General features: G+C 46.0%; 17 protein-coding genes. 5 read left to right on the plus strand and 12 right to left on the minus strand.

Annotation, left to right across the window (positions count from 1 at the left end; all coding sequences use genetic code 11):
- Positions 1-183 precede the first annotated feature (183 nt).
- Positions 184-552, plus strand: coding sequence for a PilZ domain-containing protein (locus OCU87_RS13885; RefSeq protein WP_261857415.1), 369 nt, complete (start codon positions 184-186; stop codon positions 550-552).
- 15 nt (positions 553-567) lie between these two features.
- Positions 568-1,557, plus strand: a complete 990-nt coding sequence (locus tag OCU87_RS13890) for a M23 family metallopeptidase (protein ID WP_062691315.1) — start codon at positions 568-570, stop codon at positions 1,555-1,557.
- Positions 1,558-1,677: 120 nt separating this feature from the next.
- Here the strand turns inward: OCU87_RS13890 and radA are convergent, their stop codons facing one another.
- Positions 1,678-3,057 carry a DNA repair protein RadA gene (gene radA, locus OCU87_RS13895; RefSeq protein WP_094955714.1) on the minus strand — a complete coding sequence of 460 codons (1,380 nt, stop codon included), beginning with the start codon at positions 3,055-3,057 and terminating at the stop codon, positions 1,678-1,680.
- A 147-nt stretch (positions 3,058-3,204) separates the two neighbouring features.
- Here radA and OCU87_RS13900 point away from each other — a divergent pair, with 147 nt between their 5' ends.
- Positions 3,205-5,562, plus strand: a complete 2,358-nt coding sequence (locus OCU87_RS13900; protein WP_261857416.1) for a PilZ domain-containing protein — start codon at positions 3,205-3,207, stop codon at positions 5,560-5,562.
- A 122-nt stretch (positions 5,563-5,684) separates the two neighbouring features.
- Here the strand turns inward: OCU87_RS13900 and serB are convergent, their stop codons facing one another.
- Positions 5,685-6,635 (minus strand): phosphoserine phosphatase, encoded by a 951-nt coding sequence (gene serB / locus OCU87_RS13905; protein WP_261857417.1) that lies wholly within the window; start codon positions 6,633-6,635, stop codon positions 5,685-5,687.
- 319 nt (positions 6,636-6,954) lie between these two features.
- On the opposite strand from serB, the gene OCU87_RS13910 reads away from it, so the two are divergent.
- Positions 6,955-7,569: a YtjB family periplasmic protein gene (locus tag OCU87_RS13910; RefSeq protein ID WP_062691312.1), complete on the plus strand. Its 615-nt coding sequence runs from the start codon at positions 6,955-6,957 to the stop codon at positions 7,567-7,569.
- Between the two features lie 186 nt (positions 7,570-7,755).
- Positions 7,756-8,382, plus strand: a complete 627-nt coding sequence (locus tag OCU87_RS13915) for a PEP-CTERM sorting domain-containing protein (RefSeq protein WP_261857418.1) — start codon at positions 7,756-7,758, stop codon at positions 8,380-8,382.
- A gap of 81 nt (positions 8,383-8,463) precedes the next feature.
- On the opposite strand, the gene deoD is transcribed toward OCU87_RS13915, so the two are convergent.
- From deoD to prfC, 10 genes are all read right to left on the minus strand, one after another.
- Positions 8,464-9,183 carry a purine-nucleoside phosphorylase gene (deoD, locus tag OCU87_RS13920; RefSeq protein ID WP_094955717.1) on the minus strand — a complete coding sequence of 240 codons (720 nt, stop codon included), beginning with the start codon at positions 9,181-9,183 and terminating at the stop codon, positions 8,464-8,466.
- A gap of 171 nt (positions 9,184-9,354) precedes the next feature.
- Positions 9,355-10,575 (minus strand): phosphopentomutase, encoded by a 1,221-nt coding sequence (locus OCU87_RS13925; RefSeq protein WP_062691310.1) that lies wholly within the window; start codon positions 10,573-10,575, stop codon positions 9,355-9,357.
- Between the two features lie 12 nt (positions 10,576-10,587).
- Positions 10,588-11,937, minus strand: a complete 1,350-nt coding sequence (gene deoA, locus OCU87_RS13930; RefSeq protein WP_062691309.1) for a thymidine phosphorylase — start codon at positions 11,935-11,937, stop codon at positions 10,588-10,590.
- Positions 11,938-12,081: 144 nt separating this feature from the next.
- Positions 12,082-12,855, minus strand: coding sequence for a deoxyribose-phosphate aldolase (gene deoC / locus OCU87_RS13935; protein WP_094955718.1), 774 nt, complete (start codon positions 12,853-12,855; stop codon positions 12,082-12,084).
- Positions 12,856-13,221: 366 nt separating this feature from the next.
- Complete coding sequence (locus OCU87_RS13940) at positions 13,222-13,395, minus strand: XapX domain-containing protein (RefSeq protein ID WP_094955719.1); 174 nt, start codon at positions 13,393-13,395, stop codon at positions 13,222-13,224.
- Between the two features lie 404 nt (positions 13,396-13,799).
- Entirely contained in the window at positions 13,800-15,065 is a 1,266-nt protein-coding gene (locus OCU87_RS13945) for a NupC/NupG family nucleoside CNT transporter (protein ID WP_062691308.1), read from the minus strand.
- 217 nt (positions 15,066-15,282) lie between these two features.
- On the minus strand, positions 15,283-16,080 hold the full coding sequence (locus OCU87_RS13950; protein WP_164488553.1) for a TatD family hydrolase: 798 nt from the start codon (positions 16,078-16,080) through the stop codon (positions 15,283-15,285).
- On the minus strand, positions 16,074-16,289 hold the full coding sequence (locus OCU87_RS13955) for a hypothetical protein (protein ID WP_094955720.1): 216 nt from the start codon (positions 16,287-16,289) through the stop codon (positions 16,074-16,076). The genes OCU87_RS13950 and OCU87_RS13955 overlap by 7 nt, the downstream gene beginning before the upstream one ends.
- Positions 16,290-16,334: 45 nt before the next feature.
- Positions 16,335-18,434: a glycogen debranching protein GlgX gene (glgX, locus tag OCU87_RS13960; protein ID WP_261857419.1), complete on the minus strand. Its 2,100-nt coding sequence runs from the start codon at positions 18,432-18,434 to the stop codon at positions 16,335-16,337.
- Positions 18,435-18,563: 129 nt separating this feature from the next.
- Complete coding sequence (prfC, locus tag OCU87_RS13965; protein ID WP_062691306.1) at positions 18,564-20,144, minus strand: peptide chain release factor 3; 1,581 nt, start codon at positions 20,142-20,144, stop codon at positions 18,564-18,566.
- Positions 20,145-20,223: the final 79 nt, after the last annotated feature.

Raw genomic sequence — 20,223 nt, forward strand, 5'->3', positions numbered from 1 at the left:
GAAGAGCCATACGCTCAGCACTTTTTCAGGTAAGTACATTATTGCGATTTCCGTATAATTAACTGATAAAGCGCTTAATTTGTGATCATCTAACTGGCGTGTTTGGCCATTTAACCGTACACTGTTAGACAAAGCTTGTTATGTCTCACGACCCTTTATAATTACTATTAAGAATACATAATTATGGTTGAACGTCGTCACTTTAAGCGCATCATGTATCAAGCACCTGCTACGTTACATCAAGCGGATGGCAGCTGGCAGACAGATGTAAGAGACTTGTCGTTACAAGGGATTTTAATTACCCGCCCTGAAGGCTGGCACCCAAGTAAAGACGACACTTACACCATCACCTTTTGTTTACATGAGAGTGATATAAAATTGAGCATGGACACTCAATTAGTGGATAACTGCGAAGATTACCTTCGTATGAATATTCATCACATCGATATCGATAGCGCTAGTCATTTAAAACGCCTCGTCGAATTGAACGTCGGCACTGATGAACTGTTACATCGCGAACTCGAACACCTAACGGATTTACACAACATTTAACTGTAACGAATCATCATGTCAGACACTATTTGTATATCGGTGTCCCACCGTCGTGGGACATCCCATTATTTGATCAACCGATTTAAGAAACGCTACGCCGCTTTTTTAGTCTTATTGTTAGGTGGTATGTTGAGCTACGGTAGCTTGAACATTTACCAGCTATACCAACAAAACGAAGTTTCAAACGTCCAACTCAGCCAACTGAATGTTCAAGCCGAACAGCTCAGTGATTCGTTGTCGGAAGAAAACGCCACTAACCTTGCTTTAAGCCAAGAACTAGAAGACAAGAAAAATGAACTCATGATGCTAGAACAGCGGATTGATGACGTAGAAACCATCCTTGGCTTACAGGCGGAAAACACCAATATACCGTTAGAACAACGCGTCGACAGTGCAGCGATTAGCTCTGCTGTGCGTGGCACGCTGTTTCGTCTGATTCCCAATGGCAGTCCAACACCTGACACGCGCATGTCATCTCGTTTTGGTACTCGCATTCACCCAGTCACTGGTAAGCGTAAGCGCCACAATGGGCTCGATTTTGCGGCTAACATTGGCACGCCTATCTATGCCCCTGCCGACGGGGTGATTGAAAATGTTCGCCCAAGTAATAAAGGGTCTGGTAACTTCATCAAGCTAGATCATTCTTTTGGTTTTATGTCGACCTACTCCCACATGAAGAAATTCAATGTGAAGCGTGGTCAATTTGTCCGCAAGGGTGATTTGTTGGGTTGGACGGGTAACTCAGGGTTATCGACGGGGCCACATCTGCATTACGAAATTCGCTTTTTAGGCCGCGCACTAAACCCGCATCATTTTGTCGTATGGACACCCGATAATTTTGATTCACTGTTTGAAAAAGAAAAATCGGTGCAATGGGCAACCATGCTAGAAATGATCAACAATGTGGTATCGATGCAAGTGCAACTGACCCAAGCGCCATCGCTTGAGCCCACGATTAAGACGGCCAATACCGCGCCGCGCCAATCAGAGCAACGTCAGCTATAGCGACAGCTCACTTATCGTCAGCATTAAAAAAGCGAGTATGAAAATACTCGCTTTTTTGTTGGGAGCAGCCCAAGGTAAACAATCGCTGATTCGATCAGTTGGTTTGATCAGTTGGTTCGATTAGCTGACGCGATCAAATGCGGCCAATGCTTCTTGCAGATCTTCGACGGCAATGATTTCAATCCCACTCACCTGACGGCTGGCGTTCGCCTTAGGGACTATCGCGCGGGTAAAGCCTTGCTTCGCCGCTTCGCGGATACGCTCGACACCATTGGCGGCTGGGCGAATATCGGCATTCAGGCCAATCTCACCAAACACTAAGACATCTTGCGGAATGGGCGCATTTTTAAAGCTAGAGAAAATCGCCAGCAATACCGCTAAATCTGCCGACGTTTCTTCAATTTTGATCCCGCCGACACAGTTCACAAAGATATCCATGTCAGTCAGCATCACCCCACCATGACGCGCTAATACCGCAATCGACATCGCTAAGCGGTTATGATCATAACCCACCGATAAGCGACGTGGATTTTCAGTCACCGAGGTATTACACAAGGCTTGGATTTCCACCAGCAACGGTCGTGTGCCTTCCCATAAGGTGGTACAAGTTGAGCCTGCGTGGTTCTTATCGGAGCGGCTCAAGAAAATAGCCGATGGGTTTTTAACCTGCTTCATGCCTTGCTCGGTCATGGCAAAAAAGCACGATTCTGAATCGGCACCAAAACGGTTTTTTGAAGTGCGTAATACGCGGAATTTTTCATCCGACGTTGATGACAACGCAAACAAGCCATCAACAATGTGGATCAGCTGCATTGGGCCTGCGACGTTTGAATCTTTATTAATGTGACCGATGATCAGGAAAGTCACACCTTCTGTTTTCGCGTAACGCGTTAGCGCCGCGGCGGACTCTTTCACTTGGCTCGGGCTACCCGCAGCTGAATCATTGTGTGCCACTGTCATGGTTTGGATCGAATCGATGATCACAAAGTCCGCTTTTTGCTGGGCAACCAAATTCAAAATCTGTTCTACTGACGTTTCAGCAACCACATTGATTTTATCTAGGTTAGGGGTGTTCAAACGTACCGCTCGTTGAGAGATCTGATTGATCGACTCCTCACCCGAGACGTAAAGCGCTGATTTATGTTCCGCAACCGCACCGATACTTTGTAACAACAGGGTCGATTTACCTGCGCCAGGATCACCACAAAGTAATAAAACAGACCCCGGCACAATACCGCCACCCAAGACACGATCAAGCTCGGTAATACCCGAGCTATAACGGGGTACATCCGTTGCTTTTACTTCCGAAAGTTTCTGTACTTTGGTGGCTGCGCCTGCATAACTATTCGTTGCACTTGCCGCCCCTACCGCCGCTTTTGTTTTAGGGATAGTGAATTCTGTAATTGTATTCCATGCCGCACAAGCACTGCATTGTCCTTGCCATCGAGGGAAGTCTGCGCCACAGTCACTACAGACATACGCACGCTTTGTTTTGGCCATTTTTCACCCTAATTTTTCTACTAAATTATGCACAATACTCAAAAAGCATAACAAAATGACTTTTTTGTCAATTTATTGCCATTAATGACTAAACTTTTGCGCCAAAATACAGATAATAACTGAAGACGTAAACTATCAGAAGAACCCATGCAGCTGGACGATTATAAAGGATTAATTGAGCAACTTATCCCTGTTTACGATAGCAGTGACTTTGAGCACGTTTTTCAAATGCTAACGCAAGACGAAACAGGGCCAACGCGCTTACAAATAAAATTGGAATTAAACCGCATAATGGCGCGATGCCATAAAACGGTTGATCTGCGTGGGCGTGTCAATGGTGAGTGCCGAGAGTATACTCTTGATGGGCTCAAACACTTCCTTGATGATGTCGCGATTAACACCTACCACAAGCGCATCAAACAATACGGTAATATCTACCGAGTTGGTGTGTACGAAGCATTAGTGAATACCCGTAATAATTTCCGTGTATTACACAAGCAAGGAAAATTCAGTCCCAATACCGCCTCAGGGCCAATCAGTAGTCGTGATAGTCAATTTGACGTCGATGCGATTCGCTTTGGTCATTATCTTACCCGTGGCGAAAACCGCACCCAAGTGTCAACGCCAGTGAATTTAACCTTACCGCTCGGGCAAGCCGTGCACGGTATTACTTCTGACATTTCCTGCTCTGGTGCCAAAATCAAAGTGCCATCGGCATTTAATTACCACCTTGGCCAAACCATTAATGTCGCGTTTACTGATATTGCCGAGAAATTCCCTGATTTACGTAAGCATGCGGAAGTCACCTATCGGGTATTGGGGATTGATGACAACCCCGACAACGACAGCTACAAATGGCTACGACTGTTAGCGCTATCAGACAGTGGCGGCATTCAAGCAGCAATAGCTCGCTACCAAGCAGCAAACCCAAATAAGTCACGTAACGATCACGAAGACAAAGTGATCCAAACCCGTACCATTGGCTACGAACACTGCTATTTAAAACACACGGCCAACATTCCGTTATTTTTTGCAGGTACCGAGCTGAAATACAGTTTACTGACTGATCATAACCGCCATATTTGGGATTACTGGCATGATGAGCGTAATCAGCCGGTGATTAACCATCTGCTGTCAGCTAATCGCATGGCGATCCTTGGCAAAGATGGCTTAAAGCAATGCAGTACCTTGTTGTACAGCTTTACCCATGAACACGAAAACAAAACCCATTTTTACTCTGCTGCACTGCCTGAAATGACGCAAGAACAGCGTCGTTTGTTTTGGCACATTGGCGCAGCACGTGAAAGCTGGCGGGTCACCAAAGTGACGGTATATCCGCTGGGCGAAGAAGATTTAAATTACTTACAAGCCCTTGCGCCAGAAATGCAAGAGCAGCTTAAATCACTAACGCACATTGGCATTTTACAAGACTTAACCCACCAAGAAGCCAAGGCCGATTACCGCTTATCCGCCAAGTCACAGCTGAGTTCAAATGCGCTTCAGGTTTTCCGTCATCAACGTAACCCTATCGCCAAGGCACAAGGGATCTACTTCGATCCTAAGCCGCAGCGCAGTGAAGAGCGTTACTTGTTCAAAACCCCGCTCGAGCTGAGTCATCCAACGCTAGGTAAAACCATTGGTGCCTCAATCGATTTCTCAACCCGAGGGCTAAACTTACAACTCTGTGAGCCTGTCGCCTTAAAGCGCAATGACAAGGTTAATATCCGCTTTAACGAGCTACAGAAAATTGATCGTAATGCGCCGTTGCATTGCATGCCTTATCGTGTGGTGCGTGTCAGCCCGAATCGCTGCAATATTCAACTGACCACAGGTTCAGGCTCCGAAGCCGCCAAAGGAGAAGGCTTTTTACGTCGGCTGATCAAAAACAATGAAGCTCGGTTGCGGGTTTGCCACGAGCAGCAACCCGAAGGTGAACTCTTACTCGCGATGCACCAAATGTTATTAACGCGATTAAATAGCACCCCCTACTTTGCTGAAAAAGTGGATCATAAGGCAAAAGTAAAAGCCATTGGCTGTAACTTCCCGCTGGCCCCCTTACCCAAGTTATTTAACCAGCTAACCAATGACCATCATTTCTCTGTGTCACCTATTTTCCAAAATAGAGTCAACAAGATGCTGTCAGAAACCATGCGTCCGGTAGAAATAAAAGCCCCTTACCTTAACGAAGTGTATTTATGGGTAAAGCGCGAAGGGGGCGTTATCGAGAAAATGGCGAGTAAGTCAGTAGATGAATTCATTAATACTGAGCATCGCATTCGCTTTATTCAACAAGCGCGTGAAAAAGGGGAGTTTTTCGCTATTCGTGTGACGGCCGTGCCAGTTCTGAACCCTCTTACGGCATTAACTGGCAAAGAGTTAGGGGAATTAGCACGCTTAACCTTACACCGTGCGCGCGCGCTAGAGGTTGAATTTACCTCACTGATTGGCTGTGGCGAAATCTATGACGTGACAGATGAAGTGTTAGTGCGTCTAGAACTCAGCTAAGCCACACTGCATCGCAGTCCATGAAAAGACACCAACAATAACGCCAGTCAATGACTGGCGTTTTGTTTATCTAGCCAACACATTCTTTGAGCTAGGATGAAAAAGTACTAAGGTTCGGGTTATTACCAATTCAGCCCTTGTGGTAAGAGCGAAGCCGATAAAATACACATCACACCGCCTAAATCAGCAAAGCGAATGACAGCATCGGCTTTCGCTTCAACTTTGGGTTTTGCGTGATAAGCAATGCCTAACCCTGCGGCGGCCATCATGACGAGATCGTTAGCGCCATCCCCAACCGCAACGGTATTATGGTAAGGAATATCATAATGTTCAGCCAGCTCGACCAGCACATCGGCTTTAGCTTGGGCGTCCACGACATCACCGAGCACTTTACCTGTCAGCTTGCCATCAACAATCTCTAGGGTATTGGCTTGCGCATGTACTAAACCCAGTTCGTCTTTCAGGTAATCAGAAAAGTACGTGAAGCCACCTGAAGCAATTGCGACTTTCCAGCCATAATGCTGCAATGTTTCGACCAGCTCTCGCAGTTCAGGCATCATAGGCAGGTGATCACGTACTTGCGCTAAAATGGCTTCATCTGCCCCTTCTAACGTTCCCACCCGCTGGCGTAAGCTTGCTTCAAAATCGAGTTCACCTTGCATTGCACGTTCTGTTACTTTCGCCACTTGCTCGCCTACCCCAGCAAGCTTGGCGATTTCATCAATACACTCAATTTCGATCGCGGTGGAGTCCATGTCCATCAACACGAGGCCTGGATCTTCTAAATCGGGTAAATCTGCCGTCGCGACCGCATCAAGCGAGTGTTCAATAACAGCTTGATATAATTGATCCTGCAAAGCATTAGTGACTAATACTGCGTCATATCCCCCGACTTTCCATGCAGCAACAACCTGCAGGGTTTCATCCGCCTTTGCACTAATGTCGTCTAATTGAACAGAGGTTACTGTGCGGCCATAAATCAACGTCGCCGCTTTTTGTTTCACTAAATTTGGCGTAGCGACAATCTCGGGGAATCGCTGTTGCAGCAACGTATGTTTTCTAATGGTCAGCAAAATTCATCATCCTTGTGAAGTAGTTATACTCATGGTGTTGGGTGAAACGGCCATGGGTATAAACACTCGACATCGTAGCGTTTAGCGGCTTTCGTGCTCTCTATACTCTAGCGTTTTAACAAGAGTATTATCGAGTTTTTTTCCGCTTTAAAGAAACGCTGGTATACTGCTCTGCACCATCAAAGTACCTGAACACCATAGAATAAGCCACCGCCCCACTATGGCAAAAATGATGGGTACAATGCAATGTACAAAGTAATACATAAGAATAAGTAAAGCATAATGCGATGTACTTGGGGCGCTTTTGGAAGACATAACCATGATGAAATTTAAAACAACACGGCTCAAACGCTTCTGGCAAGCCTTTGTATTACTCGCTTGCTTTGCTGGTATTGTCGCCATGCTGGAGTACGGGTCGCAGCTGAATACGCGTAACTACCTCATGCTCAGCGAACAAACCCAAACACTCTCACGTCTTTTAGTGCGTCAAGCGGCTGAAACAGCCTCAAGTGATGTGATAGATAAAAACCAAGATAAGCTACAAGTGCTAGTGCAGCGCTTGTCACAAGAAGCTCTTATTTTAGATGCCACTATCTATGATCTGGAAGGGCGAACAGTTGCGCGGACCGAAGAGTCGATGCCTATCGAGCAAGTCACAGGGCTATCCACTCCCTTGTCTGTCGCCAGTTATGGCCGCCAACAAGTGATCGAACCGATTTTGTCTGGTGAGCAAGTGATTGGCTTTTTACGCATTACCTTAGAACACGGTAAGCTCGTCGAACACGCCACCAGCGAAATCGAAGGGATGACCAATATTGTCCGTGGCTTAGTGATTGCTGCGCTCTTTATCGGTTTCCTACTTGCCTTTACCTTTGGCCGCCGTAAAGATATTTGGCATTTCCCGTACTTACTTACCGCAAACGCAAAAGATTAAACGCACTACCGCGAACAGGTCTCTTCCTGTTCGCGCCCTTCTAATCATTGAGAATAATGTCAGGTTTTTTTACATCCCCTCGTTAATCTATAAATAAATCACCATAAATTCAACACCTTAAAAAACGGCACATACATTGCTTTATATGAAATAAGTCACACCATATTTTAAGCAAAGGGAAATGTCATGAATATTAAAACACCTTTAAGCGTACTTGCTATCTCGTTAGGTTTGGTTCTCAGTCAATCAGCAAATGCCACTATCTTCGTCAGCGATCTAGGCACAGCAGCACCGCCTGCATCACTGGGTGGCTTTGGCATGACAGCTTTTGGGGATGATACGCGAGCTAATTTTACTGATGTCACCAGCGTAGATACCCCAGAGGGAGGGTCAATTGGTTTTGATGGCCCTATGAATCTGCGAGAAATTGGTAGTGGCTGGTCAACATGGAGCCATGGCTATACAGGCGATGTTTACTACACCAATGGCCGTCAAAGTGTGACCATTGATTTACCTGACTTTACCCAAGCTTTCTACCTTTATGCTGAACCTAACCCATTCAGTGTGTTTAACATTACCGCAATGAGTGGTGGTGTTCAGCTTGCACTCGATATTGATGGCGCGAGCGGTGCTAAAGGCTGGGGCTTCTGGGAGGACGCTTCTAATTATCTAGATAGCATTACTATTAGCTCTAACGTTGATTTTGCTGTTGGTGAATTCGGTATCTCGGTACCAGAGCCTGCAACAATTGCACTGTTTGGTTTAGGGTTAGCAGGGCTTGGCTTTACCCGTCGCCGTAAGCAAAACGCATAGCCCAATAAAGAAAAACCCCAGTCTATCGACGATAGACTGGGGTTTCATATTCAGAAAAAGCGAGTGACTAAAAAGCCAAGCTTATTCAGCATCACCTAGAAGAACAGATTCTAGTGCGATTTCCATCATGTCGTTGAACGTCAGTTGACGCTCTTCAGATGTTGTCGCTTCACCACGTAGGATGTGGTCAGACACAGTACAGATAGTCAGTGCTTTAGCACCAAACTCTGCCGCTAGACCGTAGATGCCTGCTGCTTCCATTTCAACACCCACGATGCCGTACTTCTTCATTGTTTGGAAGAAGCTGAAATCTGGGTTGTAGAACAAATCAGCCGAGAAGATGTTACCCACTTTAACGTCAACACCTTTTGCTTTCGCTGCGTCTACGGCATTTTGTACCATGCCGTAATCCGCTAGCGCTGCAAAGTCGTGATCGCCAAAACGAATGCGGTTAACTTTAGAATCTGTTGATGCACCCATACCGATAACAACATCACGTAGGTTTACATCGTCACGTACCGCGCCACAGCTACCAACACGGATGATTTTCTTTACGCCGAAATCTTTGATTAGCTCAGTTGCGTAGATAGAGCACGATGGGATACCCATACCGTGGCCCATTACTGAAATTTTACGGCCTTTGTAAGTACCGGTAAAACCAAGCATGCTACGAACGTTACACACTTCTTTGGCGTCGTCTAAAAATGTTTCAGCGATGTACTTAGCACGTAGCGGGTCACCCGGCATTAGTACTACGTCTGCAAAGTCACCCATTTCAGCATTAATATGTGGAGTAGCCATGGTTATTTCCTTTTCGTTTCAACGAACGCCCATTTGGAGCTTGCTCATTGATAAATCATAATTAGTGATCGCGGTTTCTGCATCTCATTTATCATAGCCAGAAACAGCGACTTTACTTTGATCTGTCTGCTTAACAGCGAGTGTGACTCCACACTCTGCTGTCTTTTTGAATTACAAGAAAGACTTGCCGTAATCCATGTCTGATACACCGTGGTGCGCAGCAAGACTTTGACCGATATCTGCAAATGTCTCGCGACGGCCCAGTGAGCCTGCTGGTACTTTAGGGCCAGCAACAATCACAGGGATGTGCTCACGTGTATGGTCTGTACCTTCCCACGTTGGATCACAACCGTGGTCTGCCGTTAGGATAAGTACATCGTCTTCTTGCAGTAGTTCAAGTACTTCAGGTAGACGCTTATCAAAGTATTCCAGTGCCGCTGCGTAGCCTGCAACATTACGACGGTGGCCGTATGCTGAGTCAAAATCGACAAAGTTAGTGAACACTAAGCTGTTATCACCCGCTTGTTTGATTTGCTCAAGCGTTGCTTCAAACAAGTCTGGAATGCCTGTCGCTTTCACTTTTTTAGTGATACCGCAGCCCGCATAAATATCAGAGATCTTACCGATTGAAATCACGTCGCCGTTTTTCTCTTCAACCAGTTTTTGTAAGAACGTTGGCGCTGGTGGCTCAACAGACAAATCACGACGGTTACCCGTACGCTCAAATTGTCCTTTACCAGCACCCACGAATGGACGCGCGATAACACGACCAATGTTGTAGTCTTCCAATTCTTCACGCACGATTTGGCATAGTTCTAGTAAGTTATCTAGACCGTATGTTTCTTCGTGACATGCAATTTGGAATACCGAGTCAGCCGAGGTATAGAAAATAGGTTTGCCCGTTTTCATGTGCTCTTCACCCAAGTCATCCAGTACTTGTGTACCCGATGCATGGCAGTTACCTAGGTAACCCGGTAGGTTGGCACGTTCAACAATGCTATCTAGTAATTCTTGCGGGAAGCTGTTGCTGTGATCAGTAAAGTAACCCCAATCAAACAATACAGGTACGCCAGCGATTTCCCAGTGGCCTGACGGGGTATCTTTACCCGACGACAACTCTTTCGCATGGCCGTAAGCGCCAGTGATTTCTACATTCGCATCCAAACCTTCAGGGAAGTAACCTGAAGATTCTTCACATGCTTTACCCAAACCTAGTTTGTTTAAGTTAGGCAGGTGTAGAGGACCACTACGTTCACCGTTATCCGCTTCACCGCGTGCACAAGCTTGTGCAATGTGACCCATGGTGTTCGCGCCAACATCACCGAAATCGACGGCATCTTCTGTGGCACCAATACCGAATGAATCTAGTACTAGGATTATTGAACGTTTCATATTGACTCCGAATTAAACATCTTCCGCGCGAACGCGGCGGTAAACTTCTGGGGTAGCTTCAGGTTTTTGTTCAGACACACTGATCGATTGGCGAACCGCTTTCGCTGCTTCTTCCCACTGTGCTTCACTACGTGCGTGTACCATAGCAAGTGGGGTATCAGCGTAAACTTCATCACCTAAACGGATCATATCGCTAAGACCAACGGCGTAATCAATAGTGTCGCTAGCAACACGGCGACCACCGCCCATACCAACCACTGCCATGCCAAGACCACGAGTGTCCATCGCCGAAGCAAAGTTAGTTGCACCCGCAAGCTGCGCTGCATCCGCAAACACAGGTTTCACGATTTCAGCTGTGTCGAGGTAGTTATTGTAGTTTTCCATGAAATCTACAGGGCCACCTAAGCCGGCTACCATTTTGCCAAAGCGTTCAGCCGCTTGGCCATTATCAAGTACTGCTTGTAACTTAGCGCGCGCTTGTTCTAAGTCGCTAGCTAAACCACTAATTAGTAACATTTCAGCACACAGTGCCATGGTCACTTCAAACAAGCGAGGGTTACGGTATTCACCTGTTAAGAATTGCACCGCTTCGCGCACTTCTAACGCATTACCTGCTGTTGATGCCAACACTTGGTTCATGTCTGTTAGTAATGCTGTGGTACGTGTACCTGCACCATTTGCAACAGCGACGATAGAGTTAGCAAGCTCTTCAGACGCTTCGTAAGTTGGCATAAATGCGCCAGAACCTACTTTAACATCCATGATCAATGAACCTAAACCTGCCGCCAGTTTCTTCGACAAGATAGACGCGGTGATCAAGGAGATGTTATCAACCGTTGCAGTTACGTCACGGGTAGCGTACACACGCTTATCCGCTGGTGCTAAATCACCAGTTTGACCAATGATCGCTACGCCAGCTTCTTTAGTGACTTTACCGAACACATCATTGGTTGGAGTAATGTTGTAACCAGGGATCGCTTCTAGCTTATCAAGCGTACCACCGGTATGACCCAGACCACGGCCTGAAATCATAGGAACAAAACCACCACAAGCCGCAACCATTGCGCCTAGCATCAGTGATGTTACATCACCCACGCCGCCTGTTGAGTGCTTATCAACGATTGGACCGCCGAAGTCCATATGGCTCCAGTCAATCACCATACCTGAATCACGCATTGCACACGTTAGTGCTACACGCTCATCCATCGTCATGTCGTTGAAATAAATAGCCATCGCAAACGCAGCGATCTGACCTTCAGATACCGTGTCTTTTGCAATGCCTTGAATAAAAAAGTTAATTTCGTCTGTTGTTAGAATAACGTTGTCGCGTTTTTTTCTGATAATTTCTTGAGGTAAGTACATGATCTGCCCCTGTTAGATTGGGTGTAGGGTGCATACTTTGCTGTTTTTTGAGTGTAAGAGGTCGGACGCTTATAAATAAGCATCTAGCCTTTGCAAAGTATGGGGAAATAAAGGTGGTGGCAAGCACCACCTTATTGTTCAGACTTAGTAGCCGCCTTCAGCCGCTTTTTCGCCTTCACCTAACGTGTTAAGCAGATTTGCTAGTAGGCTTGATGCACCAAAACGGTAGTGCATGTTATCAGCCCACTCAGCACCTAGCAGGCGATCTGCCATTGCTAAGTATGTTTGTGCGTCTTCAGCTGTACGCACACCACCTGCAGGCTTGAAGCCAACAGTTTTTGCTACGCCCATGTTCTTGATCACAGTAAGCATGATCTCTGCAGATTCTGGCGTTGCGTTTACAGGCACTTTACCTGTTGATGTTTTGATGAAATCAGCACCGGCTTTAATAGAGATTTCAGACGCTTTAATGATTAGCGCTTCTTCTTTTAGTTCGCCCGTTTCGATAATTACTTTCAGTAGGATATCGCCACATGCTGCTTTACATTGTTTAACTAGCTCGAAGCCAACTTCTTCGTTGCCTGCGATCAGTGCACGGTATGGGAATACTACATCCACTTCGTCTGCACCGTATGCAACAGCTGCTTTTGTTTCAGCTACTGCGATGTCGATGTCGTCGTTACCGTGTGGGAAGTTAGTAACGGTTGCGATACGTACATCAGGCGTACCTTGCTCACGTAGTTGCTTTTTAGCAACAGGGATAAAACGTGGGTAGATACATACTGCTGCAGTATTACCTACTGCTGTCTTCGCGTTCTTACAAAGCTCGATCACTTTTGCATCAGTGTCGTCATCGTTAAGAGTGGTAAGATCCATTAATTTTAGTGCGCGTAGTGCAGCAGTGTTTAATTCGCTCATGACTATCTCCAGAGTCCAATAATATTACTAAGTCAAACAGCTCACACAGCGTGAACTGCTCACTGAGCGGACTTGCTCCTTGAAGAATCGAGGCAATCTCGTTATTGCGCTCAATCGACATCCTTTTTCACCGCGCAAGGTGGAGGGTACACCTTGCTTTTGCCATTCACAGCAGAAACGTGACAGTTCCCATCACGTTAGGGAATGCTGTTAAAGCACTCATCACATTAGGATGATAACCCCATCATACCAAGGTAAGATCCATGCCACCATCAAAGTCGTGTTTCCAGGTGTAGACAATCTGTTTACCTGCAAAATTCAAACTAAACGGCTTACTTTCAACAACTTAAACTAAACATTGCAAATTCACCCAGTAAAGAACCGCTCAATAATCCATTGATACGAAACCCCACCAAGGTATACACCGACAATCCCCATAACCCCAGGTAAAACAGGGGGGGCAGGGATAGGTAGTTTAATTGCTGAAAACAACACACCGACAATAAAACCAGCAAAGATAGATAATAATACTTCACCCATAACAGCACTCTTCTTGCTGTGAAATTTAACTATGAGTGTAGACCCTATCTCGCCTTATCCGACCTTGTTCATGCAACTAATGTTAGCAAAGTGAATCGTGATAAAAGGGAGCGCAATCGATTTTATGGCTTTAATTTTAAGCCAGACTGTTGTTTTTACCAATTCTGTTGAAAGAATAAAAACCATTAAATTATTCATACAAAAATATACAAGAATATCGGTGAGCAAACAGCAGACGCTGTAAACCTCACAAAAGATCTGAGATCTGAGATCTGGGGGCTGAGGGCTGGGCAGAACGGAACAGAAAGAGAGAATAACAATCGGGATTCAGGATAGGCGTCATAAGCAGATACAAAAACGCCACAGCAAGGCTGTGGCGTTTTTCAATTCGACAAGGTGTCGTATTACATTGCGTTGATAGTCACGAATAGACCAGCAATTGTTGCAGACATTAGGTTAGATAATGTACCTGCAGCTACAGCTTTCATACCGAAACGTGCAATTTCATGACGACGGCTTGGTGCAAGACCACCAAGACCACCTAGTAGGATTGCTACAGAAGATAAGTTAGCAAAACCACAAAGTGCGAATGAGATGATTGCTTTCGTTTTATCAGAAAGAACAACTTCAGCCGCTTCACCTAGGTAAGGGGCAAAGTTTAGGTAAGCAACGAATTCGTTTACTACCAGTTTCTGACCGATGAAAGAACCTGCGATGGTTGCTTCTTCCCATGGCACACCGATTAGGAATGCTAGAGGAGAGAATACGTAACCAAGGATTAGCTCTAGTGTTAGTTCAGGCATACCGAACCAACCACCGATGCCACCTAGCATGCCGTTGATTAGTGCAATCAAACCGATGAATGCTAGTAGCATTGCACCTACGTTAAGTGCTAGTTGCATACCAGAAGATGCGCCTGCCGCTGCTGCGTCAATCACGTTAGCTGGTTTGTCATCACCTTGTGCTTCATCGCCAGCTAGTTGCTCAATTGGCTCTTCAGTTTCAGGTTTGATGATTTTAGCAAATAGTAGACCACCCGGTGCAGCCATGAAAGATGCTGCGATTAGGTATTCTAGTGGCACACCCATTGATGCGTAGCCTGCTAGTACACCACCCGCTACAGATGCTAGACCACCACACATTACTGCAAACAGCTCAGATTGAGTCATTTTAGGTACGAACGGACGAATCACCAATGGTGCTTCCGTTTGACCTACGAAGATGTTTGCTGTTGCAGACATAGATTCCGCACGAGATGTACCCAGTGCTTTCTGTAGACCACCGCCTAGTGCGTTGATAACAACCTGCATCACACCTAGGTAGTAAAGTACGCTGATCAATGCAGAGAAGAATACGATAACTGGTAGTACACGCAATGCGAATACGAAACCGCCGCCACCGAATAATTCAAACATTTTGTCTGACGTTAAACCACCGAATAGGAAGTTGATACCGTCATTACCGTAACCAATTACATTCGCTACAGCTTGTGACATGCCATAAAGCACGTCACGACCAACAGGTACATACAGAACGAATGCACCTAACAAGAATTGAATGGCAAAAGCGCCACCAACAGTACGTAGATTAATAGCTTTACGGTTGTCCGATAACAGTACTGCGATTGCTAGCAATACTACCATCCCAACCAGGCTCATAAACAGGCTCATGGTTTATGGATCCTTTAGTTAAATTTGGCGTCTCGACAATTAGGCTCATAAATGAGTTCGGCGCATTATACTTATGCTAGAGCCGATAAAGTAATGCCAACATCACACTTTATAAGGAAAGAATGTGAACGTTTAACGCAAAGCATGACACTGATCACACAAAAGAAAGCAAGCTACGCAATCGGTTGACGCAAACGTTTGTCTTTTGAGATCAAGCTCACAGTGGAATGGCGAAAAGTTCAGCAGTGGTTAAGCTCGTTTCCCTTGCTATTTCTCGTTCAGATTCCGTTCTGAGAGCGGCCAAGCATTGCAATATGACGCATAAGCGTTCAGGACGATTAGGCTGTCCTTGAAAGCCTGCTACGGGCATATCTGGCGAATCGGTTTCTAACATTAAGGCTGCCAATGGCAACTTAGTCATTGTAGTGCGAGTTTTATGCGCTCGACTATAAGTAATGGTGCCACCAACCCCAATTCTGATACCTAGATCAAGTAGTTGCCTTGCCTGCTGATAGCTACCACTAAAAGCATGGTACACACCGCCTTGTTTGGGTGGATTTTGTCTCAATAATTTCATCAGTTCAGGAAACGCTTTTCGGCAATGGAGTATCACAGGTAACTGATGACGATTCGCTAATTCTAGCTGCCCTTCCAACCACCGTTGCTGTTGCTGACGTTGCCGCAACGGTTCGTTCATTGCATCTGCAACAGCAAAATCCAACCCACACTCGCCTATCGCGACACACTGGCGATTATCTTGCTGCAGCCCTAAAGCTAATTCGAGTTGCGCTAAAGCATCATCTGTATGCTCAGCACTAAAGAAAGGGTGTAAACCAAGTGCAAAGTAAATATCAGGAAACTGCGCTGCTAGCTGGGTGACTTGCAGCCAGTTACGTTGGCCTATTGCTGGCACCACCAGCTTCTCTACACCTTGCTGTTGAGCCAATGCAAGAAAATGAGCGGGATCTTGAGCGAAGGGTTCAAAATCAAAATGGCAGTGGCTATCTATCAGCATGGCGGGTTCTCCTTGTTACAAGAGGATGATGGTTTACCGCCATCACTATCACCATTATTACGATGATAAGTAGGGTGGCGTGGATCATCGTCGTCATAGCGTACTGGTGCACAACTACGGCGATTTTCAGCAGTTAACCCCATCTGCTGACACCATTTGTCGTAATACGCGATACCACGGCTTACCATCGCTTTAATTCGTTGCCACATATTTCCCCGCCAACCTTTATTGCTTCAGTTACTGGCTCAAATTACTCACGGAGAATCTGGGGTTTTAGCCACCATCACCACCATGCTACGTCCTTTGACCAAAATACTATTTTGCGGATAACGCGGCGCATCATCAATAGCATAAATATCATGTGGGCTATCTGCTGCCGTATCTATCACTAAATGCCAGTCGCTTTGATCACAATCGGGAATCGTAAATTCAAGTGGATCCCAGTAAGCATTACACACCACATATAATTCATCGTTAGTCAGGGGGTGAATAACCGTTAAAGCCAATGAGTGTGAACGCTCGCCCCAATCAGGCTGCTGTGGCTCAACACCATGCCAGCATATTTCGACTGAATCGAGTACCGATGCCAATGAACGGTGCATGTTCCATTCCAGTGTCGGCTCTGAACTGCGCAGTTGGCTGAGCAAAGAAACGAAACGGTATAAGTCAGCATGCTGACCAACAAGATCCCAATCAAACCAACTCAATTCGTTATTCTGACAGTAGGCATTATTGTTGCCTTGCTGGGTACGTCGAACTTCATCCCCCATGTTGATCATTGGCGTGCCTAACGACAAAAAAAGCGTCGCCAGCATATTTTTACATTGGCGATGACGCAGACTTTCGATTTCAGCTATTCCGGTTGGACCTTCAATACCATAATTACATGACACATTATGGTTATCGCCGTCACGGTTTTCTTCCCCGTTGGCCCAGTTGTGTTTTTCGTTATAGCTTACCAAGTCATTCAAAGTGAAGCCGTCATGCGCACAAATGAAATTGACTGAACGATGTGGTGAATGATGCTGACAACCGTAGATATCCGGTGATCCTAAAATACGTGATGCAAATACACCGACGCTATTACGGTCCCCTCGCCAAAAAGCCCGTACATCATCGCGGTATTTACCGTTCCATTCGTTCCATCTATCTCCAATAAAAGATCCCACTTGATACAGCCCTGCCGCATCCCACGCTTCAGCAATAATTTTGGTACTGCTTAAAATGGGATCGGAATCGATCGACCATAATAAGGGCGGCTGGCGCATTGGGTTACCTTCACTGTCTCGGGCTAATACTGATGCCAAGTCAAAGCGGAATCCATCGACCTTCATTTCTGTGACCCAATAATGAAGCGCATCGATGATCATCCGACGCAACACACTATGATTCGCGTTACAAGTGTTACCACAACCACTGTAGTTGGCATATTCACCGGTTTCTTTATTGGTTAGGTAATACGCGCTATTTTGCAGTCCTTTAAAGCAAAACGTCGGGCCGTTCTCATCCCCTTCTGCGGTATGGTTAAACACCACATCTAAAATCACTTCGATCCCCGCTTTATGCAGTTCACGGACTAATAACTTAAATTCGTTAATTGCTACGAGGGGATCATTAGTAACGCTGTAATCAGCATGTACGGCAAAAAAATTGATTGGGCTGTAGCCCCAGTAATTATCTCGCCCTTCAGGCGCATCTGAAGTATCAAACTGCTGTACTGGCATCAGCTCGACAGCCGTCACGCCGAGGGATAATAAATACGGGATTTTTTCGATAATGCCAGCATAAGTGCCCCGTTTAGCCTGCTCTACGCCTGAATTCGGGTGCTGGGTGAAACCCGCTACGTGCATTTCATAGATCACGGTATCGGTTAACGAGTGGCGCGGTGATTGGCTTCCTTGCCAGTCAAATGTTTGGTGATCAACCACCACACTTTTCATGCAGGCATCCATGTTCGAACCTGCACCAATCGCACGACTTCGTTGGTAATTATCGCTAAAACAAATGGCATGGCTATAAGGGTCGATCAGCACTTTTTCTTTATCAAAGCGTAACCCTTGTGTCGGTTGCCACGGGCCATCAGCTTGAAAGGCATATAACTGTCCATGTGCAATATTGGCAATAAATACAAACCAATAATGGCCACGTTTATGAATAGACGGATCAAGATCGAAAGAAAGAAAAGGTTCGTTATCGTTACGGTGATGGAAAAGATGCAGTACCACTTGGGTGGCATCTTTGGAATATAAGCTAAAGTTCACCCCTTCTTCATCAACCGTCGCCCCAAGTGGATGCGCTTTACCAGGCCATGAATAGATGTCGGGCTGCTTTGCAATGCCCACGGCAAGGTCCATGTTCGTCTCCCTGACTGTATGAACACAATGGAATATTGACCTAACTATATACCCCTGTTTATCAGATACAAAAAAAGCCGTCACATCAGTGACGGCTTCGACAATTAACTCTCTTCACTCAACGCGCGATTAGTGTTCGCGTGTTGCGCGGAAATCAACGTCTGGGAAACGCTCGCGAGCTAGGTTAAGGTTAACCATAGTCGGCGCGATGTAACTCAGGTTGTCACCACCATCTAGCGCAAGGTTTTGTTGGTTCTTACGTTTGAAGTCTTCCAACTTCTTCGCATCACCACATTCGACCCAACGTGCTGTTGCTACGTTAATACCTTCGTAAATGGCTTCTACGTTGTACTCTGCTTTCAAGCGAGCAACAACCACATCAAACTGAAGCACACCTACCGCACCAACGATCAGATCGTTATTTTGTAGCGGACGGAATACCTGTACCGCACCTTCTTCTGAAAGCTGAACTAAGCCTTTAAGCAATTGCTTTTGCTTCAGTGGATCTTTTAGGCGAATACGACGGAACAATTCAGGTGCGAAGTTAGGGATACCCGCAAACTTCAGGTTTTCACCTTGGGTAAAGGTATCACCAATTTGGATCGTACCGTGGTTGTGTAAACCAATAATATCACCTGCAAATGCTTGCTCTGCACGTGAACGGTCGCCCGCCATAAAGGTTACCGCATCCGAAATGCTGACATTTTTGCCAGAACGAACGTGGTTCATCTTCATGCCTTGGTTGTAAGTACCCGACACGATGCGCATGAAGGCGATACGGTCACGGTGCTTAGGATCCATGTTTGCTTGGATTTTAAAGACGAAACCAGAGAATTTCTCTTCCGTCGCTTCAACATCACGCTCATTCGCTTTACGCGTTTGCGGTGCTGGAGCCCACTTGGTTAGACCGTCTAGCATGTGGTCTACACCGAAGTTACCCAATGCAGTACCGAAGTACACTGGCGTTAGCTCACCCGCTAAGAAAAGCTCTTGATCAAACTCAGGACACGCACCGATCACCAGCTCTAGTTCTTCACGTACACTCGCGGCTAAGTCTTCACCAACAGCGATATCAAGCTCAGGGTTGTCGAGACCTTTAATTGTGCGTACTTCTTGGATCTCATGGCCATGACCAGACGAGTACAAGATAGTTTCATCACGGTGAATATGGTAAACACCTTTAAATTCTTTACCACAACCAATCGGCCATGAAATAGGAGCACAAGCCATACCAAGCTCGCTTTCTACTTCATCTAGCACTTCCATTGGGTCACGAACGTCACGGTCAAGTTTGTTCATAAAGGTAACGATTGGCGTATCACGCAGACGCGTAACTTCCATCAGTTTACGGGTACGATCTTCGACACCTTTAGCTGCATCAATAACCATCAAACATGAGTCAACGGCTGTTAGCGTACGGTACGTATCTTCCGAGAAGTCTTCGTGTCCTGGAGTATCAAGTAGGTTCACTAGACAATCGTTGTACGGGAACTGCATCACCGACGTTGTTACCGAGATACCACGTTCTTTTTCCATTTCCATCCAGTCAGACTTAGCATGCTGGTTAGAACCACGGCCTTTAACGGTACCTGCTTTTTGGATCGCGTTTCCGAATAATAATACTTTTTCGGTAATGGTTGTTTTACCCGCATCGGGGTGAGAAATGATAGCAAACGTACGGCGTTTACCCACTTCTTGTAGAAAAGACATAAGCGTTGATAATCCTGTTAGAGATTTCAATAACCGATGAACCACCTAGGTCTAGCCCGATGATTCACCCGAGAATTAG

Source organism: Photobacterium sanguinicancri, from assembly GCF_024346675.1.
Taxonomy (GTDB): Bacteria; Pseudomonadota; Gammaproteobacteria; order Enterobacterales; family Vibrionaceae; genus Photobacterium; species Photobacterium sanguinicancri.

What these genes read in the sequence shown, in the direction of transcription:
- OCU87_RS13915 (WP_261857418.1), top strand. Translation starts at nt 7,756, where the DNA reads ATGAATATTAAAACACCTTTAAGCGTACTTGCTATCTCGTTAGGTTTG.
- prfC (WP_062691306.1), bottom strand. Translation starts at nt 20,144, where the DNA reads ATGTCTTTTCTACAAGAAGTGGGTAAACGCCGTACGTTTGCTATCATT.
- radA (WP_094955714.1), bottom strand. Translation starts at nt 3,057, where the DNA reads ATGGCCAAAACAAAGCGTGCGTATGTCTGTAGTGACTGTGGCGCAGAC.
- OCU87_RS13925 (WP_062691310.1), bottom strand. Translation starts at nt 10,575, where the DNA reads ATGAAACGTTCAATAATCCTAGTACTAGATTCATTCGGTATTGGTGCC.
- OCU87_RS13900 (WP_261857416.1), top strand. Translation starts at nt 3,205, where the DNA reads ATGCAGCTGGACGATTATAAAGGATTAATTGAGCAACTTATCCCTGTT.
- deoC (WP_094955718.1), bottom strand. Translation starts at nt 12,855, where the DNA reads ATGAGCGAATTAAACACTGCTGCACTACGCGCACTAAAATTAATGGAT.
- OCU87_RS13890 (WP_062691315.1), top strand. Translation starts at nt 568, where the DNA reads ATGTCAGACACTATTTGTATATCGGTGTCCCACCGTCGTGGGACATCC.
- OCU87_RS13955 (WP_094955720.1), bottom strand. Translation starts at nt 16,289, where the DNA reads ATGTGGCAACGAATTAAAGCGATGGTAAGCCGTGGTATCGCGTATTAC.
- OCU87_RS13945 (WP_062691308.1), bottom strand. Translation starts at nt 15,065, where the DNA reads ATGAGCCTGTTTATGAGCCTGGTTGGGATGGTAGTATTGCTAGCAATC.
- deoA (WP_062691309.1), bottom strand. Translation starts at nt 11,937, where the DNA reads ATGTACTTACCTCAAGAAATTATCAGAAAAAAACGCGACAACGTTATT.
- OCU87_RS13885 (WP_261857415.1), top strand. Translation starts at nt 184, where the DNA reads ATGGTTGAACGTCGTCACTTTAAGCGCATCATGTATCAAGCACCTGCT.
- OCU87_RS13940 (WP_094955719.1), bottom strand. Translation starts at nt 13,395, where the DNA reads ATGGGTGAAGTATTATTATCTATCTTTGCTGGTTTTATTGTCGGTGTG.
- OCU87_RS13950 (WP_164488553.1), bottom strand. Translation starts at nt 16,080, where the DNA reads ATGCTGATAGATAGCCACTGCCATTTTGATTTTGAACCCTTCGCTCAA.
- OCU87_RS13910 (WP_062691312.1), top strand. Translation starts at nt 6,955, where the DNA reads ATGATGAAATTTAAAACAACACGGCTCAAACGCTTCTGGCAAGCCTTT.
- deoD (WP_094955717.1), bottom strand. Translation starts at nt 9,183, where the DNA reads ATGGCTACTCCACATATTAATGCTGAAATGGGTGACTTTGCAGACGTA.
- glgX (WP_261857419.1), bottom strand. Translation starts at nt 18,434, where the DNA reads ATGGACCTTGCCGTGGGCATTGCAAAGCAGCCCGACATCTATTCATGG.